At 63.4% G+C, this 22,534-nt stretch carries 30 protein-coding genes and 1 tRNA gene; 6 read left to right on the top strand and 25 right to left on the bottom strand.

Going from position 1 to position 22,534, the window contains the following annotated elements:
- Nucleotides 1-150: 150 nt before the first annotated feature.
- Nucleotides 151-1,119, bottom strand: a complete 969-nt coding sequence (locus tag WS62_RS10850) for a LysR family transcriptional regulator (protein ID WP_066570844.1) — start codon at nucleotides 1,117-1,119, stop codon at nucleotides 151-153.
- Nucleotides 1,120-1,260: 141 nt separating this feature from the next.
- Here WS62_RS10850 and WS62_RS10845 point away from each other — a divergent pair, with 141 nt between their 5' ends.
- From WS62_RS10845 to aguB, 3 genes are read left to right on the top strand one after another with little or no spacing between them, the layout of a single operon-like run.
- Nucleotides 1,261-2,355 carry a polyamine ABC transporter substrate-binding protein gene (locus WS62_RS10845; RefSeq protein WP_066570843.1) on the top strand — a complete coding sequence of 365 codons (1,095 nt, stop codon included), beginning with the start codon at nucleotides 1,261-1,263 and terminating at the stop codon, nucleotides 2,353-2,355.
- A 28-nt stretch (nucleotides 2,356-2,383) separates the two neighbouring features.
- A complete protein-coding gene (locus WS62_RS10840; protein ID WP_066570842.1) occupies nucleotides 2,384-3,496 on the top strand; it encodes a class II histone deacetylase in 1,113 nt (370 codons plus the stop codon).
- A gap of 10 nt (nucleotides 3,497-3,506) precedes the next feature.
- A complete protein-coding gene (aguB, locus tag WS62_RS10835) occupies nucleotides 3,507-4,382 on the top strand; it encodes an N-carbamoylputrescine amidase (protein ID WP_066570841.1) in 876 nt (291 codons plus the stop codon).
- Nucleotides 4,383-4,907: 525 nt separating this feature from the next.
- Here aguB and WS62_RS36245 read toward each other — a convergent pair.
- From WS62_RS36245 to WS62_RS10760, 17 genes are all read right to left on the bottom strand, one after another.
- Nucleotides 4,908-5,002 (bottom strand) — tRNA-Lys (locus tag WS62_RS36245).
- 71 nt (nucleotides 5,003-5,073) lie between these two features.
- On the bottom strand, nucleotides 5,074-6,153 hold the full coding sequence (locus WS62_RS10830) for a tyrosine-type recombinase/integrase (protein WP_082720866.1): 1,080 nt from the start codon (nucleotides 6,151-6,153) through the stop codon (nucleotides 5,074-5,076).
- Nucleotides 6,154-6,489: a DUF4224 domain-containing protein gene (locus WS62_RS10825; RefSeq protein WP_066488578.1), complete on the bottom strand. Its 336-nt coding sequence runs from the start codon at nucleotides 6,487-6,489 to the stop codon at nucleotides 6,154-6,156.
- A 117-nt stretch (nucleotides 6,490-6,606) separates the two neighbouring features.
- On the bottom strand, nucleotides 6,607-6,807 hold the full coding sequence (locus WS62_RS38050) for a hypothetical protein (protein ID WP_231748261.1): 201 nt from the start codon (nucleotides 6,805-6,807) through the stop codon (nucleotides 6,607-6,609).
- Between the two features lie 362 nt (nucleotides 6,808-7,169).
- Nucleotides 7,170-9,962, bottom strand: coding sequence for a toprim domain-containing protein (locus WS62_RS10820; protein WP_066570840.1), 2,793 nt, complete (start codon nucleotides 9,960-9,962; stop codon nucleotides 7,170-7,172).
- A 2-nt stretch (nucleotides 9,963-9,964) separates the two neighbouring features.
- Entirely contained in the window at nucleotides 9,965-10,210 is a 246-nt protein-coding gene (locus WS62_RS10815; protein ID WP_066570839.1) for a hypothetical protein, read from the bottom strand.
- Nucleotides 10,211-10,319: 109 nt separating this feature from the next.
- A complete protein-coding gene (locus WS62_RS10810; RefSeq protein WP_066570838.1) occupies nucleotides 10,320-10,574 on the bottom strand; it encodes a hypothetical protein in 255 nt (84 codons plus the stop codon).
- Nucleotides 10,571-10,933: a hypothetical protein gene (locus WS62_RS10805; protein ID WP_066570953.1), complete on the bottom strand. Its 363-nt coding sequence runs from the start codon at nucleotides 10,931-10,933 to the stop codon at nucleotides 10,571-10,573. The genes WS62_RS10810 and WS62_RS10805 overlap by 4 nt, the downstream gene beginning before the upstream one ends.
- A 2-nt stretch (nucleotides 10,934-10,935) precedes the next feature.
- Nucleotides 10,936-11,142, bottom strand: a complete 207-nt coding sequence (locus WS62_RS10800) for a hypothetical protein (protein ID WP_066570837.1) — start codon at nucleotides 11,140-11,142, stop codon at nucleotides 10,936-10,938.
- A 168-nt stretch (nucleotides 11,143-11,310) separates the two neighbouring features.
- A complete protein-coding gene (locus tag WS62_RS10795) occupies nucleotides 11,311-11,550 on the bottom strand; it encodes a hypothetical protein (RefSeq protein ID WP_066570836.1) in 240 nt (79 codons plus the stop codon).
- Nucleotides 11,551-11,553: 3 nt separating this feature from the next.
- On the bottom strand, nucleotides 11,554-11,748 hold the full coding sequence (locus tag WS62_RS10790; RefSeq protein WP_066570952.1) for a hypothetical protein: 195 nt from the start codon (nucleotides 11,746-11,748) through the stop codon (nucleotides 11,554-11,556).
- A 43-nt stretch (nucleotides 11,749-11,791) separates the two neighbouring features.
- Nucleotides 11,792-11,989 carry a hypothetical protein gene (locus WS62_RS10785; protein WP_066570835.1) on the bottom strand — a complete coding sequence of 66 codons (198 nt, stop codon included), beginning with the start codon at nucleotides 11,987-11,989 and terminating at the stop codon, nucleotides 11,792-11,794.
- 5 nt (nucleotides 11,990-11,994) lie between these two features.
- The gene (locus WS62_RS10780) at nucleotides 11,995-12,213 is read right to left on the bottom strand and encodes a hypothetical protein (protein ID WP_066570834.1); all 219 of its coding nucleotides are present in this window, start codon (nucleotides 12,211-12,213) and stop codon (nucleotides 11,995-11,997) included.
- 85 nt (nucleotides 12,214-12,298) lie between these two features.
- On the bottom strand, nucleotides 12,299-12,547 hold the full coding sequence (locus WS62_RS10775) for an ogr/Delta-like zinc finger family protein (RefSeq protein ID WP_066488561.1): 249 nt from the start codon (nucleotides 12,545-12,547) through the stop codon (nucleotides 12,299-12,301).
- Nucleotides 12,535-12,738 carry a hypothetical protein gene (locus WS62_RS10770; protein WP_010100773.1) on the bottom strand — a complete coding sequence of 68 codons (204 nt, stop codon included), beginning with the start codon at nucleotides 12,736-12,738 and terminating at the stop codon, nucleotides 12,535-12,537. The genes WS62_RS10775 and WS62_RS10770 overlap by 13 nt, the downstream gene beginning before the upstream one ends.
- Before the next feature lie 39 nt (nucleotides 12,739-12,777).
- Nucleotides 12,778-12,975 (bottom strand): hypothetical protein, encoded by a 198-nt coding sequence (locus tag WS62_RS10765; protein WP_010100775.1) that lies wholly within the window; start codon nucleotides 12,973-12,975, stop codon nucleotides 12,778-12,780.
- 14 nt (nucleotides 12,976-12,989) lie between these two features.
- Nucleotides 12,990-13,205: a hypothetical protein gene (locus WS62_RS10760; protein WP_010100777.1), complete on the bottom strand. Its 216-nt coding sequence runs from the start codon at nucleotides 13,203-13,205 to the stop codon at nucleotides 12,990-12,992.
- An 88-nt stretch (nucleotides 13,206-13,293) separates the two neighbouring features.
- On the opposite strand from WS62_RS10760, the gene WS62_RS33245 reads away from it, so the two are divergent.
- From WS62_RS33245 to WS62_RS10750, 3 genes are all read left to right on the top strand, one after another.
- Complete coding sequence (locus tag WS62_RS33245; RefSeq protein ID WP_082720862.1) at nucleotides 13,294-13,779, top strand: helix-turn-helix domain-containing protein; 486 nt, start codon at nucleotides 13,294-13,296, stop codon at nucleotides 13,777-13,779.
- A 503-nt stretch (nucleotides 13,780-14,282) separates the two neighbouring features.
- The gene (locus tag WS62_RS36240) at nucleotides 14,283-14,603 is read left to right on the top strand and encodes a hypothetical protein (protein ID WP_156440948.1); all 321 of its coding nucleotides are present in this window, start codon (nucleotides 14,283-14,285) and stop codon (nucleotides 14,601-14,603) included.
- 704 nt (nucleotides 14,604-15,307) lie between these two features.
- Nucleotides 15,308-15,553 (top strand): hypothetical protein, encoded by a 246-nt coding sequence (locus tag WS62_RS10750; RefSeq protein WP_066570832.1) that lies wholly within the window; start codon nucleotides 15,308-15,310, stop codon nucleotides 15,551-15,553.
- Between the two features lie 78 nt (nucleotides 15,554-15,631).
- Here the strand turns inward: WS62_RS10750 and WS62_RS10745 are convergent, their stop codons facing one another.
- The 7 genes from WS62_RS10745 to WS62_RS10720 form a co-directional block, all read right to left on the bottom strand.
- Nucleotides 15,632-16,732 carry a phage late control D family protein gene (locus tag WS62_RS10745; protein ID WP_066570831.1) on the bottom strand — a complete coding sequence of 367 codons (1,101 nt, stop codon included), beginning with the start codon at nucleotides 16,730-16,732 and terminating at the stop codon, nucleotides 15,632-15,634.
- The gene (locus WS62_RS10740; protein WP_066570830.1) at nucleotides 16,732-17,157 is read right to left on the bottom strand and encodes a phage tail protein; all 426 of its coding nucleotides are present in this window, start codon (nucleotides 17,155-17,157) and stop codon (nucleotides 16,732-16,734) included. Before WS62_RS10740 ends, WS62_RS10745 begins: the two co-directional genes overlap by 1 nt.
- Nucleotides 17,158-17,174: 17 nt before the next feature.
- Nucleotides 17,175-20,135 carry a hypothetical protein gene (locus tag WS62_RS10735; RefSeq protein WP_066570829.1) on the bottom strand — a complete coding sequence of 987 codons (2,961 nt, stop codon included), beginning with the start codon at nucleotides 20,133-20,135 and terminating at the stop codon, nucleotides 17,175-17,177.
- 2 nt (nucleotides 20,136-20,137) lie between these two features.
- A complete protein-coding gene (locus WS62_RS33240; RefSeq protein WP_044368053.1) occupies nucleotides 20,138-20,251 on the bottom strand; it encodes a GpE family phage tail protein in 114 nt (37 codons plus the stop codon).
- A gap of 8 nt (nucleotides 20,252-20,259) precedes the next feature.
- Nucleotides 20,260-20,628, bottom strand: a complete 369-nt coding sequence (locus tag WS62_RS10730) for a phage tail assembly protein (RefSeq protein WP_044368119.1) — start codon at nucleotides 20,626-20,628, stop codon at nucleotides 20,260-20,262.
- Nucleotides 20,629-20,785: 157 nt separating this feature from the next.
- Entirely contained in the window at nucleotides 20,786-21,295 is a 510-nt protein-coding gene (locus WS62_RS10725) for a phage major tail tube protein (protein ID WP_066570828.1), read from the bottom strand.
- 15 nt (nucleotides 21,296-21,310) lie between these two features.
- Nucleotides 21,311-22,483, bottom strand: coding sequence for a phage tail sheath protein (locus WS62_RS10720; RefSeq protein ID WP_066570827.1), 1,173 nt, complete (start codon nucleotides 22,481-22,483; stop codon nucleotides 21,311-21,313).
- Nucleotides 22,484-22,534: the final 51 nt, after the last annotated feature.

Below are 22,534 nucleotides of genomic sequence, written 5' to 3'. Positions count from 1 at the left end.
GCTCGGCGCGTCGCTCGCGGCATGCGACGCATACAAGCGTATCCAATCTGCACGCGGCTTGCAGATGCGGATTGACGCACGTTAACGGGCGAGTGCGGGCGCTTTGCGCTTCGACTGTAGGGAGCGCGGGAAAAAGACCGTTGACCCTCGTCAACGGAGCGCGAGATCGGTGCAAATCGCTTCGCCCAGCACGCGCGCGACGCGCGCTTCGCTGTCGGCGAGCTTCGCCTCGACGCGCTCGATGAGCCGGCGGAGCTTCGTCGAGCCGCGCCGGCTCGACGGATAGGCGGCGCAGATCCGATCCTCGCCGAACGACGCGCTCCCGAAGCGCCATGCAGTGAGAAGCGGCACGAGCCGGCCGGCTTCGAGCGCGTCGACGACGCTCCACTGCGGACATGGCAGCACGCCCGCGCCGTCGAGCGTCGTGGCGAGCGCGAGGGCGTAGTTGTCGGTGGCGAGCGGCCCTTTCGGCTTGATGCGTTCGCGCGTGCCGTCGCGATCGAACGTCCAGGTGTTGGCGAGCGTCGGGTGGCGGTAGATCACGCAATCGTGCTGCGCGAGATCGGCGGGCGCGACGGGCCGGCCGCGTCGCGCGAGATAGTTAGGACTCGCGCACAACAAGCTGCGGTTCGATCCGATCGTTTTGACGATCTGGCTCGGCAGATCGTAATTGCCCATTCTGAGCGCGAGGTCGAAGCCTTCGCCGACGATGTCGACGTAATGATCGGACAGCGACAGTTCGATCCGCACGCGCGGAAACGCCTGCGCAAACGGTGTGCAGAGCGGTGCGAGAATCGCATGGCCGAACGAGTGCGCGGCCGTGATGCGCAGCAAGCCGCGCGGCTCGTCATCGTGCTCGGACAGCTGCCGCGCGCCGTCCGCGAGCCGTCGCAGCACGTCGGTTGCGGTCGCGAGATAGAGCCGCCCGCCTTCCGTCAACACGAGCCGGCGCGTCGTGCGCTCGAGCAGTTGTACGCCGAGTGTCGCTTCGAGTCCGGCGATCGCTTTCGTTACCGCCGACGGTGTTTTCGCGAGCTTGCGCGCCGCTTGGCTGAGACTGCCTTCCTCGACTGCGCAGACGAAGGTCTCGAGCGCGGACAGCAGATCGATTCGCCGCATTCTTTCCTCAAAGGCACAAGCGATGTGCGTAATAAGATCACGAATCGTTTTTTTTCTCTACTTACGATCACAAATGGAACGGTCGGCGGCGCGGCCGGCGAGCGGCCGGAATCCCGTTCGGCGTCGTCAAAGGAGAGATCGATGAAGCGTATCGCGTGGATCGTCGTCGTGCTCGTATCGCTCGTGTGTCCCGCCGCGCATGCGACGGACGGCAACGTGCTCAACATCTACAACTGGGCCGAGTATTTCGCGCCCGACACGATCGCCGGCTTCGAGAAGACGACGGGCATCAAGGTGCGGCTCGACGTCTACGACAGCAACGAAGCACTGCAAACGAAGCTGACGACGGGCAACAGCGGCTACGATCTCGTGTTTCCGTCGAACGACTTTCTCGCGCGGCAGATTCAGGCGGGCCTTTATCAAAAGCTCGACAAATCGAAGCTGCCGAATCTGAACAATCTCGATCCCGCGATCGTCGCGCGCGCGGCCGAAGTCGATCCCGGCAACCAGTACAGCGTGCCGTACATGCAGGGCACGTTCGGACTCGGGCTGAACGTTGCGAAGGTGAAGCAGGCGCTCGGCGGCCCGCTGCCCGCGAACACGCTCGATCTGATCTTCGACCCCGCGTATGCGACGAAGCTCGAGGGCTGCGGGATCGCCTTCAACGATGCGGGCAGCGAAGTGTTTCCGCTGGCGCTGCGCTACATCGGCCGCGATCCGAATACGACCGATCCGCGCGACTACGAAGCGGTGCTCCAGATGATGAAGAAGATCCGGCCGACGATCCGCCAATTCATCGCGACGCCCGTGATGAACGATCTCGCAACGGGCGACGTGTGCGTCGTCACTGGCTACTCGGGCGCGGTGCTCGTCGCGGCGCTGCGCGCGGCCGATGCGAAGAACGGCCTGCAGATCGTCTATAGCCTGCCCGCGGGCGGTGCGCCGTTCTGGTTCGACAGCATGGCGATTCCGAAGGGCGCCGCGCACGTGGACAACGCGCTACGCTTCATCGATTACATCCTGCGGCCCGACGTCGTCGCGAAGATCAGCAACAAGGTGATGTATCCGAATCCGAATCGCGCGGCGACGCCGCTCGTCGACAAGCGACTCACGTCGAATCCGGCGATCTATCCGGATGCGGCGACGATGCGTACGCTATGGGTAAAACGGCCGATGCCGCCGCAGGCGATGCGCATGCAGACACGCTACTGGACCCGGTTCAAGACCGGCCATTGATCGGCTTCATTTTGACGAGGAGACCGAAGTGATTCCAACTGGACTACTGTTCGATCCCGCATTTCTCGCGCATCGGCAAGGCGATCTCGTGTACGTCGTTCCGAACGGCACGCTGAATTTCGGCGAGCATTTCGACAGTCCGCTGCGGCTCGCGTATACGAAGCAGTTGCTCGATGCGGTCGGCATGACTGAGCGACTGACGCGCATCGCGTTCGCGAGCGCGACCGACGAGCAATTGCTGCGTGTGCATCGGCCTGAGTATCTGAGGCGGCTCGCCGAAGCTTGCGCCGTAGCGGGCGAGCAAGTGGTGCAACTCGGCGAGGAAGCGGCGGGCAGCGCGTCGACCGAGCGCATCGCGCGGCTCGCGGCAGGGGCTGCGTGTGCTGCCGTCGATACGGTAATGACGGGGCCGCTGCGGCAGGCATACGCGCTGATCCGGCCGTCGGGCCATCATGCGGGCGCCGATTTTGCGATGGGTTACTGCTACTACAACAACGTCGCGATCGCTGCCCGGCATGCGCAGGCCGCGCACGGGATCGAACGCGTCGCGATCGTCGACTGGGACGTGCATCACGGCAACGGCACGCAGCAAGTGTTCTACGACGATCCGACGGTCATGTTCGTTTCGTTGCACGAGGCGGAGAATTTCCCGGTCGACGGCGGCGAGGCGCGTGAGACGGGCGGCGGCGCGGGTGCCGGCTACAACGTGAACGTGCCGTTGCCGTCCGGTACGGGCGATGCCGGATACCTGCACGCATTCGACGAACTGGTGCTGCCGCTCATCGATGCATTCGCGCCGCAGTTGATTCTCGTGTCGGCGGGGCAGGACGCGAACGCATTCGATCCGCTCGGCAGAATGCGCGTCCAGCGCGACGGGTTCCGGCAAATGGCGCGTGCACTCCGGCAAGCGGCGGGCAGCGTGTGCGACGGACGCATCGCGATGCTGCAGGAAGGCGGCTACAGCTTGCCGTATCTGCCGATCGCGACGCTCGGCGTGCTCGAAGGGTTCGTCGGCTGGAGCGCGCCGTTCGATGATCCGCACCGGTTCGTCCAGCATCCGCTCGGCGACGGCGAACGCGATGCGGTGACGGCCGCTCGCGCCGCGCAGGCGCCGTACTGGCCGGCGCTTCGTCAAGCGTAAGGAGGATGACATGAGAAGGGTGAGCGTGGCCGCAACGCAGATGGCATGCGACTGGAACGTCGATGCGAACCTGTCGCGCGCCGAACGCATGGTGCGCGACGCGGCCGCGCGCGGCGCGCAGATCGTGCTGCTGCAGGAATTGTTCGAGACGCCGTATTTCTGCATCGACCAGAACCCTGCCCACTTCGCGCTCGCGAAGCCGTGCGACGGCCATTCTTGGCTTTCGCGCTTTGCGGCGCTTGCACGCGAACTCGGCGTCGTGCTGCCGGTGAGCTTCTTCGAGCGTGCCGGCCAGACGCAATTCAATTCGGTCGCGATCTTCGACGCGGACGGCCGCGCGCTCGGCGTCTATCGGAAGACGCACGTTCCGGATGGCCCGGGCTACACGGAAAAATACTATTTCACGCCGGGCGATACAGGCTTCAAGGTATGGGACACCGCGTACGGCAGGATTGGCGTCGGGATCTGCTGGGACCAATGGTTTCCGGAATGCGCTCGTGCGATGGCGCTGGCGGGAGCGGAGATGCTGCTCTATCCGACGGCGATCGGCAGCGAGCCGCACGATCCGTCGATCGATTCGCGCGCGCATTGGCAGAACACGCAATGTGGACATGCGGCTGCGAATCTGATGCCGCTCGTCGCGAGCAACCGGATCGGCGTCGAGCGCGGCGAATCGGGCGAGATCACGTTTTACGGCAGTTCGTTCATCGCGGGCGCGGACGGCGAGAAGATCGTCGAATGCGATCGCGAAGGCCAGGCGATCGTGACTGCCGAATTCGATCTCGACGCGCTCGCGTATCGACGGCGAAGCTGGGGCGTGTTTCGGGATCGGCGGCCGGCGTGTTATCGGGTGTTGAGTGGAGAGACCGCGGATCGTGTTCGATGACGCAAGGCGCGCGCGATGACTGGCGACTTGCCGAATGCGCTACGCGAAAAAAAGCCGCGCATGTCGGCGCGGAAAATGCGTCTGCACTCAAGTGCCATCGACTACTGGCAGACGGGCCATTAGCATGGGGCACTGGTGAAAGCAGCCAGGATGCCGCTGATTACGCATATCGACAGTCACAGAATCGCGTTGCTTTCCCGAGAGGACTGCATGCATCGCTCAAGTTTCGAGTGCGCGTGGCGTGTTCCGCCCAGCGATATTCGCTGTGTAATCGCGGCTTCGCCTCCATCGCGGCGAGAATGCTCGTGACTCGAAGGGGGATGAATCTCGATGGCACGCGGACATGAGCGGCGGCACGGGCCATATGCGCTCTTGGCCGATGTTCGGAACGCGATGTCGGTGTGGGAGGGAAGGCAATCGGCGCTAGCGGCCGAAGACGACGGCGCGGTTCGCCGCATTCAATTCGGCTAGCGCCCAAAACAGAAAAGGGTTACAAGCGACTAGCCTGTAACCCTTCGAATTCCTTGGTGGGGCGTGAGTGACTCGAACACTCGACCTACGGATTAAGAGTCCTGGTCGCGAAGACCCATCAAAGCCTTATCCCACAAGGGTCTAAGCCCGTGCATTGTCCAATATTTTCAGCCAGTTTGGCCGAATTCGTGCCAACTCCGGTGGGGTTCTCGGCATTTTATTAGACGGCGGTTTGCTGCCGATTCGGCTCGACCGTTCCCCGCCAGCGACACTTCACATAGATCTCGGTCGTCGTGACGGAATCATGGCCGCACAGAACCTGGATACGTTCAAGCGGAACGCCGGCGAGCCACATATCGGTCGCGCCCTTAGCCTTCATGTCGTACGGTCCGAAGGACTCGAACGGCCGGTGCCCCTTCGCTTCGCGACTTCGATTGATCTTGCCTATGTAACGGTGAAGCATTGAGGTCAGGCCGGAGTAAGTGTAGGCGTCGCCATTGCGTTTACGAATCCAGGTTTTTCCTGGCCCCGGTGTCGGTCCCGGCCCCTTCAGCTCGGCGAGGATCGCGTCGATTTCCGGCGTCACGGCGATATCGACGATTGCGCCGGTTTTGCCTTGGTCGTTGCGGATCACGCGTCGCACTGACCCGTCCGGTTCGCGCTTGTGAACGATGTTTGCCGGCCCCCAAAGGATGATGTCCTCCGGTCGCTGCAGGGTTCGATATGTCAGGTCCAGAAGTCCGCGGATTTGAGGCGCGGCGATCGTCCACACAGCGCGATACTCCTCGTGCTCGACGTACCGTTCGCGCTTGGTTTCCTTATTTCGCTTGACGCCTAAGCAGGGGTTGGCTTTCACGCTACCTTTGCCGGTCCGAATGAGCCATGTGAAGCACGACGACAGGCACGCCTTTTCTCGATTGCCCCGCACGGGCCGGCCGTTTTCCGCGCAGAGGTCGAGGTACGCGCCCACATGCTTGGGCTCGACGCTCGCGGGCGTCATGCGCCCGAAGTACACCTTCAATGGCTCGACGTCCCGTTTGTAGTCTTCGTACGTGCGAGGCTTCAGGTAGCCGAGCGGCACTCGCTTTTCGCAATGCACTACGAATTCGTCGAGGAAGTACGCCATCGTGCCGTACGTCGAATCCGGGTCGTTGTAGAGGTTGCCCTTACGTTTCGCTTCGGCAAGGTCAGTGCCGAGACGTTCCCATTTTGCGTCCCGATGCACATAGTAAAAAGCCCCATGCTTGGGATAGACCCGATCAGGCAGCCCCAAATCATTGTTTTTCCGTTTCCGGCCCATTCAACACACCTTTCTATTATTGCTTCGTGCGAATCGTCGCAGCAGCGCGGCTGCGTTCGGCGAACCCGTCTCGGCGTCAGCTTCGTCGCTGACGGAGGACGGTTGCCGTCCGCGCATGACCTGTTCGAAATGCACGCGAGAGACGAGCGGCATTCCATTCGGTTTCTGTTTCACTTCAAAGCCTGCTCGCTTGAACCACCGCATGATCGCCGCCGGCTGTCGCAGCGGTTCGGCAATCCGGCGCAGTTCGGTGTCCGTGAGGAACGGCGGTGACGAGTTCACCGGAATCGTCGCTTCGTAGCACGGGCTCGGCGACGCCCGCTCAAGATTCTGCATCGCAATCCTTGTCACAAAAAGGGACCACACGCAGCGCAATTCATGGATTGATGGTGCGTGTGACTGTTCGTATGTAACTATTTGATTTTAAATAAATTTACTCGCCATCAATTGCCATCATTCAGGCATGGCGATACCGAAAAACTCGTGGCCTAAAAAATAGGCAGCGTCGGTAACTGATGGCAAAACGCTGGCGACTCGTGGCAGTCCGTTTCGGCCTATGCCTTGCCCTTCCTTGTCTTCTTTCTCTTTCTTTTTCAATGAAATAGAGAGAGGAGAGAGAAGGACGGCGGCGGCCAGCGCAAAAACCGGACTCATGGCAAAAGCGGCTCGACTCGTGGCAAATCGAGGGAGACTCGCGGCGGCACTCGCTTCAGGAATCAATGACTTACGAGCGGACGCCGTCGAAATCCACGATTCGCGTGCGCTGCCTGCCCGGTCGCTGTGGAAAATTTCGCCCGCGCGGCCCCGCTTCCTCTCGGCTCGCGCTGTTGCCCGGCCGTTTCGACTCGCGGGGGGAACGGGGGGAAGTGAACCAAGCGGCGGCCGCGGGTTGGCGTGCGCCGACTGCTGCGCGCATCGGCGCACGCAGCGGAAACCCGATTTCAGGGCCGCTACGCGGCCGGAATGAACGAGGGAAGGGGCACGGCCGCACGGCGGCCGCGATGGCTGAGAGCGGGTCATGCGTGCCCCCGTTCGAGTGCATCGGTCGCCAGGTCATCGCGGATCGACACGTGCAGGCCGAACACGGCCAGGCGCTCGAGCGAAACCGGCGTGAGGTAGGGCACGCGGCGGGTGTAAATGCGGCGCTCGACTTCCTTCTCGCCGACCACGACGCCGGCGTGCTTGAGCTGCGCTTTGAACACGCGGTCGGACTTCACAGGCAGCCCGTTCCATTTGTCGCGCAGCGCGCTCGTGTGCGCGAGGTGGTCCATCACGTGGCCCGTGCGCAGCAACAGGCAGAACTCGCCGTCGACCGTATCGAAGGTGTACGGGTGCTTGTAGTTGCCGCCGTCGATCTCCGACAGCACGGTTTCCATGATCCAAACCCACGGCTCGCGATCGGCGCTCGTCTCGGCGACGTGGCCGTTCATTTCCGCGATCAGGTCATGCGGAAAGCCACCCTCGCTCGGGTCCATGCCGGCGAATTCGCAGAGATAGCGCCAGGCGAGCGCGACCGCCGCATAGTTGGCGGCCATGCGAGTCGCGCCGTCGTCAGCGCCGCTCGCGATGCACTTCGCGAGCGCCTTGTCGCGCAGCGTCGCGTACTGCTCGAGCACGGCGCGCTTGTCGAGGCTCGCGAGGTACTCGAGCCACTGCCGAACCGGGAAGCGCGGCAGATCGTCGGGCAGCAGCGGGCCGCGCTTGCCGGTCAGCGTTGTGCGCACGAGCTTGCCGAGCAGGCTTCGCACGGGCACGTCCTCGCCGGCCAGCATCACGGGCGCGCACAGCAGGTATTCGGTCATGTCGGTGCCGCGGCGCGTCACGGTGTACTGGTAGTTCTCCTGCAACAGCCCGACCGCCTTGTCGATCACGTCCTGTCGACGTGCGGAAAGCTCTTCCCATCCAACCGGGTGGCTCGTGTGGCTGATGCTCGTCAGCAGCCGGAATTCGGTTTGCAGCGACTGCCCGGAGAACATCGTGAACGCGAGCGAGCGCTCGAGGCGCTTGATGAGCGTCGACTTGCCGGCGCCCTTGTTCGCCTGGATCGTGATGTGCGGCCAGAAACCGAGCAGTGCCTTCAGGTGGCCGCCGAGCGCCCACACGAGCGGTATCGTCGCGGCGTTCTGCTTGAACGTCGTCTGGTAGGCCGTAATGACGCGACGCGCGTCGCTGGCCGGGCCGCTCGGGAACGTCAGGTTGTGATACGGGCACTGCTTGTCGGCTTCGGTGAAGTAGCAGTCCGGCCCCTCGTTGACGATCAGGCGGCCGTCGCGCCACGCGAGCCCGACGAAGTTTGCGGCGTGGCGCGCGCCGAGGTCGGCGCCGCGCTCGAGGATGTTCACCATGCGCTTGAACGGCGCCGGCGTCCAGATCGGGCCGAACTTGCCCCACTGGTCGACGTTGTGGAGCTGGTCGTCGAGCATCACGCGGCGGACGAGCTGCGCGCCGTGCCGCGGCGTCTGCACGGACACGGCGAAGTAGACGGTCGGCGCTTGGTCGGCGTCGCCCGTCATCGTCGACGTCGCGCTCGCGACCGACACGCGACTGATGCCAGCGATGCGGAAGCCGCATAGGTCCGTCATCACGGGAGTTTCTACGCCTGACTCGTCATTGCGGTCCATCTTCGTGATGTAGCTCGTGAAGTCGGGCCGCACGCGGAAGCGCCAGTACTGCGCGAAGTCATGCGACGGCAGATAGATGCGCGGCCGGCCGCGGCGCGACGCGTCGCCCGCCAGGCCGGCAATGAGCCACGGCTCGAGCTGCTCGAGCGCGCGCGCGAGCTCGGCCGGGCCGCGCAGTTGCAGGTAGTCGTTTACATCGTTGATCGGCTGCTGTTTCGTCTCGCCGTCAGCCAGATCGGCGAGCCAGCCGGCTTGGTCGACGAGCACCGCGCTGATGTTGAGGCTCGTGAGCCGTTCGTAAAGCGCCCACGCGGCTTCCGGCCCTGGTCGACGGCCGGCGCGCGGGTGGCCGTCCGCGAACGGCTCGTCGTTGTCGAGGCAGATCACGACTTGCTTTCCGCGCAGCGACGAGAAGTCGATCGCGTCGACATTGGCGAGGCCGCGCAGCGCGAGCGCCGCAGCGCCGGGCATCGCGCAGGTGTCGATCGACAGCGCGTTGATTGCGCTTTCGACGATGAATACGCGCTTCGCCTTGTCGAGACGCCGGGCGTCGACGGTCCAGCCGTAGCCGGCCTTGTCGCCCTGTGTCTGCGTCTTGACGCCGCCATTGAGCGCCGGGTCGACATAGCGCATGTCGACGGCGACGACGCGGCCGTCGGCCGGCTCGCGCACGATGAATGCGGCGGCCGGGCCAGCGTGCCCGACTTCGCCGGCGGCGACTTTCGAACTCGTCCACGTGTTGAAGCCGAGCGAGCGCGCGGCGAACGCGGCGTCGATCGCCGCGGCCGTAATGCCGCGGCCGCCGAGGTACTCACGCACGCGGTCGCGCTCGGCGAGGCAGCGATCGGCGATGTATTCGACGGTCGACTTCTCGCGGCGCTCCGCCGGTGCCGGCCGATCAAGCGGGATGCCGTAGGCGTCGTGCAGGTAGCGCACCGCGTCGGCAACGGTGCCGCCGCGCGCGTGGATCACCAGGTCGATGCACGAGCCGCCGGCGTCGGCGCTGTGATCGCGCCAGCCGGTGCCGTGCTTCGGATGATTCACATAGATCGACAGGGACGGGCTCTTATCCTCGTGCTGCGGCGAGTGATAGAGCGCCTTGTCGCCGCCGCGGCCGCGCTTGAGGCCGAGGCGGTCGGCGAGGTCGTGCAGGTCGATTCGTTGTTTCAGTTCGTCGATCGTGGCCATCGTTACGGAGTCTGTTTCCAGCGGGTGACGGGGTTGCCGAGCGTTGCTTTGCACTCGTCGATCTGTTCGAGCGCGGCGGCGGCGATAGGGAACTCTTTGTATAGCTGGCCGATGAGTTGCACGATAAACACGCTGAACGTTTCTAATCGCTCGAAGCTGTAACAGTCGTTGTTGAAATCCAGACCGTCTGCTGCCGCTTCGATGGCGGTCGCGAGTGCGATGTCCTGAGGGGTGATTACGTCCGCCATGCTGCGGCACCTCCGAGGATGTCGTGATGTTTCTGGAGCAAGCGTTGAACGGCATGCCGCAGGTCGATGTGTTGCTTCAGTTCGTCAATCGTGGCCATGTCTGTGTTTGCTACTTGGGTTGCTGCGGTGTGCGGTCGGTGGGGTTGCCGGTCGTGGCCGGGCTGAACACGACGGCGTTCAGTGCGGCGGCGGACTCGGGGAAGGCGAGGGCGAGGCGGTCGCTGAGCGCGGCGACGAACAGGCCGAGCATGCATTGCCGCCGAAGGCTGCCCGGCTTGTTGTCGAAGCGCAGCGTGCCGGCGGCCGCGGCGATCGCGGAGGCGAGCGCGACGTCGTGCGGCGCGCGGTTCGGATCGTGTTTCATGCGGGAATCCTCCCGAGGATGGCGTGTTCGTTCTGTTGGATTCGATGGACGGCGATTTGCAGATTGGCGCGCGCCGTCATGGCTTCGTCGAGCATGTCGCGCAGCCGGCGTTTGTTGCGCTCGAGGTTCGCGGCCGCGTGCGCGATCGCGGCGTCGCGCGTCGGGCCGACGCCGGCCGCCAAGCCGGATGCGAGATGCGTCACGGCCCACTTTTCGGGGTGGCCGTCTGGCGCGTGACGCTCCATGTGAATGCCGAAGGTTGCGCCGGCTTCGTTCGGAATCACGACGTGGTCGCCGCTTACGGTGCGAAGGCCGGCGGTCGTCATGAGCTCGTAGCGGATCGAAGTAGTCGTCGTCATGCTCACCACTCCCCGGCGAGGCCGCCGAGCTCTTCTAGGCGCGAACAGACATCGATCCGAAGTGCACAACTCGCCCACGGGAAGTGCCCGTGAAGTTTCAGCGCTCGGAGTTCTGCGATTTGCTGGCACATCACGTAGCGGACGGCATTCCGATAACGGATCTCCGAATTCGTGTCGTCCGCCGGAAGTTGTTCAGAAAATTGGGTCATGTCACCCTCGAAAAAGCCGGGGCGTCGTGCGGACCGCCCCGGAAAAACGCCGCGCCCCGAGGCATCGGGGAGTGCGCGCGGCGTGAAAGTGGATGCGCTATCGAGCGATGCAGTGCGACAGCGCGTGAGTGGATCGCCTCGAGCTCGTCGACGACGGCCGACGCCGCGCTATGTGGGCTTGGCCTGGTTGGCTTTGGCCGTCGCGCGTTCATATGCGTCGCAATCCGCCCACACGATCAGGCCCACGCGGCCCGCGCCGAGTGCTGCTTCGGCCGCCGTGATGGCGTCTGTTGTGAACGACACGAGCGTTATTCGCCGTGTGGCGCGGACATCCGTCATGGATTGCTCGAGGAGCTGGAAGCGCAGGTGGTCGTTGCCGATCTCGGCGAAGAATTCCGTGAGCGTCATGGCTTACCTCCGCGGCGGAACGGACCAGGCCAACGCCGCGACCAGGGCGACCAATGCGGCGACGCCGATCGCGAACGCGATGGGGCGTGCGTGGCGTACATCGAACAGGCGCAGCACGTCGGCGGTCAGGCAGTGAATGCCCGTGAGCGAAAAAGAGAGCATCAGCAGTACGCCGACGCCGAAAACGTAGGGTTTCATCGTGTGGTTCCTCATGTGTGCGCCAGCGGCCGGCGCGGATGGATCAGTCGTCGGTGTCGTTTGCCGCGCAGCGCTTCACGTCGAAGCTGCGTAGCAAGCGCGCGTGTTCGCGGTCCTGCATCGCGCGCGCCGCGGATTCCACGACAAGCCGAACTGCCTGTGGGGCCGTGTCGAAGTCGCCGACCATGCGTAGGTGCGACCAGGCCGCGCGCAGCTCGACGTCGGAAAGGGGCGCGCGCATCGTGATCAGTGGAGAAGCCGGATAGTCGGAACAAGCGCGGGCATGTCGGCGGCGGCGTCCCATCGGCCGCCGAGCGAGTAACCGAGCTTGCGGGCGGCGCCAAGAAACACGATGGCGTCGACGTCGGCGTTCCAGAGCGTCCGCAGGTATTCGCGGCGCGTCTCGAGTGGAAGATCGACGACGTTGAACGGCAGGACGAGTGGGGCAGAAGCAAGAGTGGCCATTCAGTACTCCTTTTCTTCAGGTAAAAAAAGCCCCTCGCGCCGCAATGGCACGATGCGAGGGGAAACGGGGAAGCGGGTTAGGCGGCTAGACTGGTAGCTCGAGCTGCTGCACGAGGCGCTCGCGCACGTGCGGCGAGAGCGGTAGATTCAACGACAGGTTCGGGGTTGCGGACGGCGAAAGCGTGCGTGCGAATTCCATGTTCACGACGTAGGTGTGGCCGCATTCCGGGTTGTTGCACTGATACGTGACTTCGCGGAAGGTCCACGACATTTCGCGGCTGCTGCGCGCGGTGGCGCGCGTGCGGCAATGTGGGCAGCGGTTCAGGATTCGCATTTCGGCTTACTCCGGACGAGATACAGGGCGCGGCCGCGTCCGTTCATTTGCGTTGCCGTGCGGCGCAGGCGTCGCTTCGCGAGCCACTCGGCGGTTGCCTCGATCGACGGCAGGCCGTAAAGCTGGCGCACACGTTCCAGCACGTCGCGCTCGGCATCCGAGAAAGAAATCTCCGTGCTGGTTTCGGGCATCGTAGGAGCTACTCATTGTTGGCGTTTCGGTGCCTTCAATCAGGCGCCTGCGCGGGTCAAAATCGAACTGTTGCGTTCCGCGAGTACGGCAGTCGCTTCGCGCATGACGATTTCGCGAATCATCACGGCGAGCTGCTCGCCCTGATAGTTCGCGAGTGCCGTGAGGACGGCCTCTTCGTAGTCGTCGAATCGGATCGTGTGCTTGTTGTTGCGGACGCGCTTTGGATCGGGGTACATGCATGCTCCTCAATTCAACGGCGTTCGTTGCGGGAACGGGGGGCGGGTAGTGCGCGAAGGTGGCTCGCGCCGATGCGGATCAGCTCGCGCGCCATGCTGGAAATCGAGCGGTTGCGCTGCGTGGCGAGCTGCTCGAGCTCGTCGCGTTCGGTGGGCGTCAGCCCGACGTATACGGGCTTGTCCGACAGGGTGCCGCGCGGCGAGCGGCGCGGGCCTTTGGCGGTGGTCATGGTCTGTATACTTTCGTCGTTAGTCTTGCGTTACGGTAAGGCTAGTGTAATGGGCTCAAATGAGCACGTCAACAACTTGTAGGCTCAAATGAACACAATAGGCTCGCGACTACGCGAAGAGCGATTGCGGCTAGGGCTAAGCCAGGATGAATTTGCTGCGATAGGAGGGGTGTTGCGGAGAGCGCAATCGAACTACGAATCTGACGAACGGTCACCCGATGCAAAGTATCTGAGTGCGATAGCAGGACTGGGTGTCGACCTGCTTTATGTCCTTACTGGATCGAAACAGGCGCCAGCCGAATCCAGTGTCGCAAAAGAAGACGCCGACGAGCTCGAGCTCGTCCGAAGCTACCGTCAACTAAACGATGCAGGGAAGGCGGCGCTCGTTGCGTTTGTCGAAAGTTGCTTCAGAACCGGCGCGATGGTAGACGCGCCCACGGCGCGGCGCGCGAAGCGTTTGCCAGAGAACCGCCGCGCCGCACTGGATCAGCGAACGGCGGAAAATGTCGATCGCGCGATGGCTGAGATTGAACGTCTACGCGCAGAGCGTGCGGCTAAGGCGAAGAAGGAGTGAACCGGTGGCAGTCGATTTGACAGCAATGGTCGGGTAAGGAGCGGAGGGGTTGCTCAGATAATCCCGAAGCGGTCTGCATTCCATGCAACCGTTCGCGCGTGGGTCGCTCTCATTTCTAATGGGGCCGGTTTTGAGAGTAATGTTTCAAAGGGGAGCTCATTCACAAATACAATGCGTGCAATTTGAGAATTGCAATTAAAAAGATGTTTTCGAGCCATCGCCGCTTGCGATTTGAGAGAATTTTTTGGGAAAGGAGTTCGAAATATATTTTATAAAGTGAAGATAGAGGCTGGATAATTACAATTTGTTTCGCAATCCAGCACTCTCGGGTTGATGATGGTGATTGTTAATTTTGTGAGATCGTAGTTTGATCGGATATCTCGTGATTGAGGCGGAATGCCTTTCATATTCTGAGCGTATTTCATATGCTGGATTTGCCTGCGCTTGATTGGGCAGGTAGGCAGCATCGTGAAGCAATTCTCAAATTACGGGAGATCAAAAACATGGCTCAAACCACGGATAAATTCCCTTCTGGAAGTTGGGGGATTGGCCCTCTCGTCATCAATTGGAGTCTTCGGGAAGGGAATGAGGTAGCGGTTAGCGTCTCCGTCTTGGGTGTCCAAATTGATGAGCTGGATATCACCATCAATCACGAAAACGCTGAAGTCAAGAACGAAGTTAGCGTTCTGGGTCTTGTCTCTGGAGTGATCGGCCTTAAGGCGGTTTATGATAAACCTAGCGGGAACGGTCTTTATTTTGAAGGACGACTGTCCGGTCCCGAATTCGATACTGGCAACCTCTACTATTGCATCATCCACTGGTGATGCGGCATCAATCCGCCATCGGATTATTCTCGGTGGCGGGTCGCATGTTTCAATTTGCACGAGGTCGAGGTCGGTCGCAGAGCTCTGATTTGATCCTGCATTAATAAACTGTGGCTCCCCTGGAGGGCCGACGACTGGGGCGCAGCCTCCCCCATGTCGCCTTAGTCCAGTAGCGCAGACTTGCTGGCATTTTCCAACTCTGTCGTGTTTGAATGCGAAACAGCTAGAGACGTGGCGTACCAACGCTGAGCTGGTCTCCTGCAGCCCCCCTTTTCCTTGAAATTTGCTTGGCGATGGCGTGTTGTGAGATCCGCCAGGAAATCCCCTTTCCGTTAGCGACGTTCGCGGACGTGCAAGTCGATAGCCTGAAATGCACTCCCGCTCCCTTTAGTTTCGCAGTTCACAGCGAGATTCGTTGCGTACGAAGTCGAATTTCTTTATCCGGGATATTTTCATATTTATCGGAATGGTGAGCTAGGATGGTCTGACGAGAAAGGCGATGCGATGAAGCAGGCCATCCATATAGTCGTTGGCAAGGTGGTGAAAGTAGGACGGTGAGAAGAATTGAAGCATCGGGACGAAGGGACGTCCCGACCGTGGAGTCAGCCTGACTCCGCAAAGTTGGGGCGCGACCCATTCCGAGGCGACATCATCGCGCCGGGACGCACCCTGTGGTGAAAGTGTTAGTTGGGGGAACCAAGAAAATGCAAAGCAACATCAACCGCGACAACAACCTGGCCGGCGTGGCGATGAACGCAGAACGGCCAACTGATGCTCGCGGACTCGCCGCAATCGCAGGGCGTTATCGTAATGACCATGGCAACCGTGCCGACGCGGAGGCTGCGATCGACAGCGCGCTCGACTCAGTTGGCCTGGTTCTCGAAAGCGCGCTTGCCGCGATGGCGGAACTGCGGAATGCGCGCGCCGTGCTCACGCACTTCGCCGACTGAGCGAGCGATTCAAATCGCAACGCCGCGGGCTGTCTTGATGTCGATTGCTTACGACGTATGGGCGGACCGCGGCGCCAACTACTTAGCACTCTTCCGAAAATGCGACCGATGCCGGTCCGTCGTCGGATCGTCGCGCATTTCGAGCTCGAGCGCGGTCGTGAAGCCGACGTCGCCGATTGTGTGCGTCGCCTTCTTCACGAGCCACGGCGTCTCGTCGATTTCCGGTTTGAAGCCTGATACGACGACGGGCATCTCCGGGAACAGCTCGGCGCGGCCGCGCGCGAGCGTGTAGCTCATCGTCGTCTGGCTGCGCTGCATCCGCTTGAATTCGGCTTGCGCGGCCGCGCGCGCTTCCGCTTCCGTCGCGTAGTCTTCCGGCAGCACCTTCACGTTCTTGTTGTTCTCGCCCCCGACGATGACCGACTTGCGCTTCGCCCGCCCGTTCGAATGGTAGTGCGCGCGCACGGCCGCGTAATTCTCGCGCTCCGAGACGTGATACCGATGGCTGTCGCCGCTCGCGCGCGTCAGTTCGAGCACGTCGAGCTGCTTGCCGCTCGCCGTCTGGCCGGTGCCGATCGGCATGAACAACAGGCGTAGGTCTTTCACGTTCATCACGGCGTCGTAGCGTTTCGCGAGGCGCGTGAGAAACGACATGTCCGATTCGTGCGTCTGGTCGATGTGCGCGATCAGGATTTTCGCGAGCGCGTCGCCGACGGTCGGCGAGAGTGAGTACCGGCCGGCGATCGAGCGCACGATCGAGCCGATCGTCTGCCGATGCCAGCTCTTTTCGCGGCGCTCCTGCATGCCGCTCGTCATCGCGGCCGAGCGAGCGCGGACCGTGATGATGTCCGGGCTGCCGCTGTGCTCGACTTCGTTCACGACGAAGCTGCCCTTGTCGACGAGCGGCTCGCCAGCCCATCCGATCGACGCCTTGATCGTGGCGCCGCGCTTCGGGATGTCCAGGTCGTTCTTGGAATCGTCGAGCACGATGTCGATCGTATCCGCCTCGTCGGAGCGCGACTCCGAAATCGACAGCGACACGAGCCGTGGCGCGAACAGGCGCGACAGATCGCGGCCGCCGACCGAAATGCGGTAATCCGGCTGCGGATGCAGGCGTGCGACGCGCGACGCGTCGTGCGAATCCGTCCTCGTGGTGCGTTCGTTCGTCGACGTGGCCATCAGCGCTTGTCCTTCCGCGTGTTCTTGTCGCGCGCCGTGCGCAGCACGTCGTCGTCGACGCGCTCAATCGTGAGCTGAAACTCGATGCGCCGCGGCGTGCCGTCCGCCGCGTGGTAGCTCTGCGTCTCGTTCAGCTCGGCGATCACGTACGCGCCGTAGACGTTGCCGGCGCCGTCGACGAGCACGTACGCTTCGCCGGTGTCCGCCATCGCGGCGAGCTCGCGAATCGACGCGATCGAGCCGAACGTCTCAGGCGCGACCAGGCCGTTCAGCGTGATCGTGTCGTCGCCGACGCCGGCGAACTGGCGGCCGTCGCGCGCGCCGACGCGCGAGCTCGTCGGATGCTTCCAGGTGCGCCGCCGCTGCAATTCGCGGAACGGCGCGCTCGTGAGACTGAAAACGAACTGGTCGAGGGACATGAGCATGCGTGACTCCGTGTGCGTCAGTCCGACAGGCGCGAGCCGATGCGCGACTGCTTCGCGCGCTCGCGGCGATCGAGCGCGGCTTCGACCGCGCGCGCGATCGCGTGCGGGTCCTGCCCGGCCTGCGGGTAGATGTTGATGACGATCGGCGACGCCGTCACGGCCGCCGAAGGTGCGGCAGTTGCCGCCGCAAGCGGTGCGCGGCGATCGATCGGCACGGTCGGCTGCACGAGCGCCGGCGTCGGCATCGCGAGCGCCGGCGTGCCAAATGACGCGACAGCCGCGGTTGCGAGGCCGAGCGCCGCTTTCGCGACGCGCTGCTGCTCGCCCTGCATGCCGAGCGCCGCACCCTCGCCCACGAAGCCGCCGAGCGCGGCGAATACGCGGCTCGGACTGTGAATGCCGAGCTTCTCTTTGAACCAGCCCACGGTGCTGTTCGCCATATTCGAAATCGCGTCCTTCACCTTGCCGAGTCCGCTGCTGATGCCGCCGACGAGCCCGTCGACGAGGTGGCCGCCGAACTCGGTGAACTTCGAGGGCAGCTCGACGCCGAACAGCGAAAGCACACCCGCGAACGCGCGGTAGAACATGCCGAGCGGCGACCAGTTCAGGATCAGCGCGCCGAGCGCCGTGAGCCCGCCGTTCAGTGCCGCGCGCGCGTCACCCATCGCTTCGACGAATAGTCCGGCGAGCCCGCCAATCGCACGGCCGAGCCATGTGAGCGGCGCAAGCGCGGCGCGCAGCACCACGCCGAGCACCGCACCAAACCCACGGCCGGCCGCCGCTGCTGCGGACAGGCCATCGGCGCTCGCGCGCGCGGGCGCGAAGAGCTTGCCGAGCCAACCGGCCGCCGTCGACAGCGCACGGCCCAGCCAGTCCCACATCGGTTTCACCGCCGCGAGCGCACGGCCAAGCGGCTGCAACGCCGCGAGAAATGCGCCGCGCATCGGCGCGAGCGCTTTGCCGATCGCCGCGAGCGCGCCCGCGACGAATGCCTTAATCGGCCCCCAATAGCGGTAAATCAGCAGCGCGGCGACGGCGAACGCCGCGGCGTACAGGCCGATCGGCGTCGTGAGCAACAGGCGCCCCGCTCCCATGGCGGCCGCGCCGAACATCCGCCATGCGGCCGCGCCGATACCGAGCGCGCGCGACAGAATCCCGCCTTGGATGCCGAGCGTTGCCATGCTGAAACGCACAATCGCGAGCGGACCGAGCACGCCGGCGAGGACGATCGTGAATGTGCCGAGCACGGCGAGTAGCGCGGCGAAGCCGCCCGCGAGCGCGACGACTACCTTCGTTGCCTGCGGGTGTGCCTGAATCGTTGTCAGCAGCCTGTCGGCGAGCTCGCGCGTCTTGTCGAGCGCGGCGTTGTACATCGGCGCGATGCGCTCGCCGATTTCATTCAGCAGATCACGCAGCTTCGCGCGTGCGTCGAGCTCCTTGCCGGGCGTCTGTTCGGACGCGAGCTTGTGCATCTCGTCGATGCCATACGCGCCCGTGTTCAGCTTCTCGTTCTTGTGAATCTGGTCCCGCTGCATGACCATCGTCGTCGCCAGGTTCGCAGCGGTGCGATTAGTGAATACGGTTGCGATAACGTCCTTGATCCTGTCCGGATCGGTAATCCCCTTCGCGGCGAGATGCGGTAGAAATATCTTCTCCAGCCATTCGAGCGGGGACGCTTTCAACAGATCGCTGCCCTTTAGTGCGCCCGTCTTGAAGTGGTTGACCTGCCCCATCTTGTTGTATTCGATCCCCTCTTTTTTGATGAGCCCGAGGTTCACTAGTTCGCGCGCTGCTTTGACGGTCGTTTTACCCTGATAGATGTTGTTATACATGGACATGAGCCCGGTGCCGACCGCGTGCCCGCCCATTTCCTGAATGAGCGGCTCCATCTGGTAGTAGAACGCGTCCTGGCGCATCTGCTTTGCCGCGACGCCGCCCGTCTGGATGAAGTTGCGCCACTCGTCGCCGCCAACGCGGCCGCCCGTCGCCGACAGCACCTTCTGCACCATGTTCGCTTCGTTCCTGAACGTCGCTTCGTCCTTCGTGCCGCCGCGCAGCTCGATGACCTTCAGCATGTTCATGAACTTCTCTTCGTTCGCGTGCGCGTCTTCCGCGCCGAACATCGCTTCGTTCGCGAACTTCATCTTCGCCAGCGTCGGCATCACCATCTGCGCGTGGTGTTCGTCCGCGAAGATCGACAGCGCATCGCGCATCAGCGTCATGTTGTCCGACGTGCTGACGCCCATCATCTTCATCGAACGGACATATTTCTCGGCGTCCTTCGTCGCTTGGTCGCCGAGGCCGAGTGCCGTGATGCGTGCGCGCTCGTTCTGGATCTTCTTCGTCTCGTCGAGCGCCTCGCGCAGATCGCCGAGCGCGTGCGCGCCAGTCGAGCGCGCCGCGTAACCGCCGATCGCCATCCCGCCGGCGACGCCCTGCATCGCCTGCATCTTGCCGCGCGCCGCAGCGAGCTTTCTTTCGCGCTCGCTCATCACGTCGAGCTGGCGGGTTTGCGCCTGCATCGCCGCCGTCGTTTGCGCGATGTTGGCGCGCAGCGTGCGTTCGTGCGCGGCGAGATTGCGCGTGTCGATGCCGGTCTGCGAGAGCTTGCCGCGCATCTCCTCGAGCGCGATCGTCTGCTTCTTCTGCTCGGCGCGCAGCTTCGACGCCGCCTGGCGAGCACGCCCCAAGTCGGCGATCATCTGCCGAGACGGCGGGCCGAACGCGCGCAACGAGCCGGCGAGCTGCTTCACATGGCCCTGCGCGGCCGACAGCTTCGTCGACGTTTCAGCGAGCCCGGATCGCATCTCACGAAACGACGCGACGGCCTTCTGCTGCTTGCCGAGCTCGGCGAGCTCGGTTCGCGTCTGCTTGAGCGACTGCGCAAGCCCCTTGTTGCTGTTCAGCACATTTTTCAGGGGCTTCGTCCAGTTGTCGATCATGTCGAACATGACGCGCAGTTTGAGGGCGTTGTCCATCGTCACTCGTTTCCGCTACGTATCCGGGCGCGCTCGCGCCAGTCCATCAATTCGGCCAGGGCGAAGCCGTCCATATCGCGCGGCGTCCAGCCGAACACCGTCGCGATATCCGCCATCGCGTCTTCTACGCGTTCGGGTATTCCATGCTCGCTTTCAGCGCCTTCGGCATCAAAAAACCCGCGAAGATGCCCCCCAGTGCAACGAGATCGGCCGGGTCCATGTTGGCGACGTCGAACTCGGTCAGCGTCGGCGTGCTGATGCGCGGCAGCACCTTGCGCAGCGCGTCGACATCGAGGTTCACGAGCGCGGCGAGCGACGTGCCGCGCAGCGCGCCGGCCGCCGGCTTCTGCAGCGTGACCTGCGCAATGGTCTGCTCGCCGCGCACGATCGGCGTGTCGAGCGTGTGCGTATTCGGCGTGGTGTTGTCTGACGCTGCCGGCGCAGTGGTGCGCGCGTCAGCGCCGTGCGTGTGGCGGCCGTCGAAGGGCGGCACGAAGTGGTTGTGATAGCCGTCCACGGCGCCGTTGTTGCCGTCCGCAATAGCGCCGTGATTGTGTTGGCCGATTGTTGAAGCATTGTGTTGATGCATGGTGGATTCCTTGTGTCGATATGAAGTGGTTCGCCCGCGTGCAACGGTCGCGGGCTAGCTGTTACAGGCCCATCGCGCGGCGAAGGTCCGCCGCAAGGTCGATGCCGTTGATCTTCTCGACCGCGTTGACGAAGTCGAGCTCGATGAGGTCGCGCCCGTTCACGGTCAGCTTGTAGTAGCTGGCGTTGGTCGTGATCTTGAATTTCGTGTCTTCCTTCGCCTTCGCGGTGCCCATGTCGATTTCTTCGTGCCGGCCCTTCACAACCACTTCGATCTGGTCGTGCTTCTTGCTGTCTTCGCGCCGATAGCCGCCGGAGAAGCGCAGCAGCACGCCGTCGTGCTGCATGGCGCCGTACTGTTCGAGCACTTCGACCATGAAGCCGCCGCACGTCCATTCGAGCTGAAGCTCTTCGCTGCCGAAGTCGATCTTCACAGGGCCGGTCATGCCGCTGCCCTGCCACGCTTCCATCTTGCGCTTGAGCTTCGGAAGAACGAGCTCGTCGACTTCGCCGGCGAAATTCGTGCCGTTGTGAAAGACGTTGAAGCCCTTGAGTTTTCGAGGCATACCCATTGCGTTTGACTCCTGTTAGCCCGCCACGCGCGCCGGGAAATCGGCGAGGTAGCGATCGGTGATGCGCTGGCGCAGCACCATGTTTTCGAAAGGTGGAGTAGGCGTTAAGTCGTAATCGATGTACGCCTTGCCGGACGCAAGCACGTCGGCCGTGTTCGGCTCGGGATCGATCCAGGCGCCGCCGCCCATCAGATAGCCGTTCGAGGTCTGCTGCCGGAACCAGCCGTTGATGCTCTCCACGACATCCCGCGCGAGCGACGGGTTCAGCGGACCGTCGACGACGGGCATCTGCGCTTCGGCGATCGAATCCGCAGCAACCTGCGCGGTGCGCGTGTAGTTCTCGAACGCGAACTTCGGATCGTCCGAGCACGTGCGCGAGCCCCAGAATCGGAAGCCGTTGCGGTTCACGAGCGTCGTCACTTCGTGCTCGTTCAGATAGCCCGCGTCGGTCGCCGGGTCCTGCAAGTCCCACGACACGTCGGCGCTGATGCCGGTGACGCCGTTCACGACGACGTTCGAGAGCGTTTTGTGCCAGCCCGTGTCGTTGTCGATCTTCGCGCGCAAGCCGGCGGCGATCGCCGGCGCCGGGATGACTGCGGTCGAATTCGTCGTGTCGTCCCAGCCGAGCCAGTCCGGCCAGATCACCATGATTTCGCGCTGGCCGAACTGCTTGCGGTACGCGGCGGCTTCCTCCTTCGTCTTGCAGCCGGACGCCGCGACGTACGCCATCGCGCGCAGCGACTGCGCGGTCGACGCGAGCGCGGCGGCGACCGGCTGCGTATCGAGGCCAGGCGCGGCGAGGATGCGCGGCTTCACGCCGAGCGCGGCCTGCGCGGCGAGCAGCGCCTTGATGCCCGTGTACTTGCCTTCCGGCGTCACGGTGCCGATGACGTTCGAGGTCGTTTCGGCTTCGTCCTTGCCTTCGGCGACGCGCACGACGACCGTGAGCGGCTTCGTCTGCTTGCCGATCGCATCGAGTGTGCGGCGCAGCGTGCCTTTCTTGCCGGCCTTGCCGAGCGCGGCGACAACGTTCGTCAGCAGCACGGGCGTGTTCAGCGGAAAGGCGGTCGCGTCGGCGTCGGCCGCGGTGCAGACGACGCCGAGCACGGCCGTCGACACCGAGCGAATCGGTCGGCCGCCTTCGTTGATTTCGATGACGCGTACGCCGTGGTGGTAGTCCTGCGGCATGGTGTGCAACTCCTGTTACATGGAAAATCGGGAGGGTTCCCAGTGATCGGG

This window comes from Burkholderia sp. ABCPW 14 (assembly GCF_001523835.1).
GTDB classification, from domain to species: Bacteria; Pseudomonadota; Gammaproteobacteria; order Burkholderiales; family Burkholderiaceae; genus Burkholderia; species Burkholderia mayonis.
The sequence above is the reverse complement of the archived record's forward strand: the minus strand, read 5'-3'. Positions and strand labels throughout refer to the sequence as shown.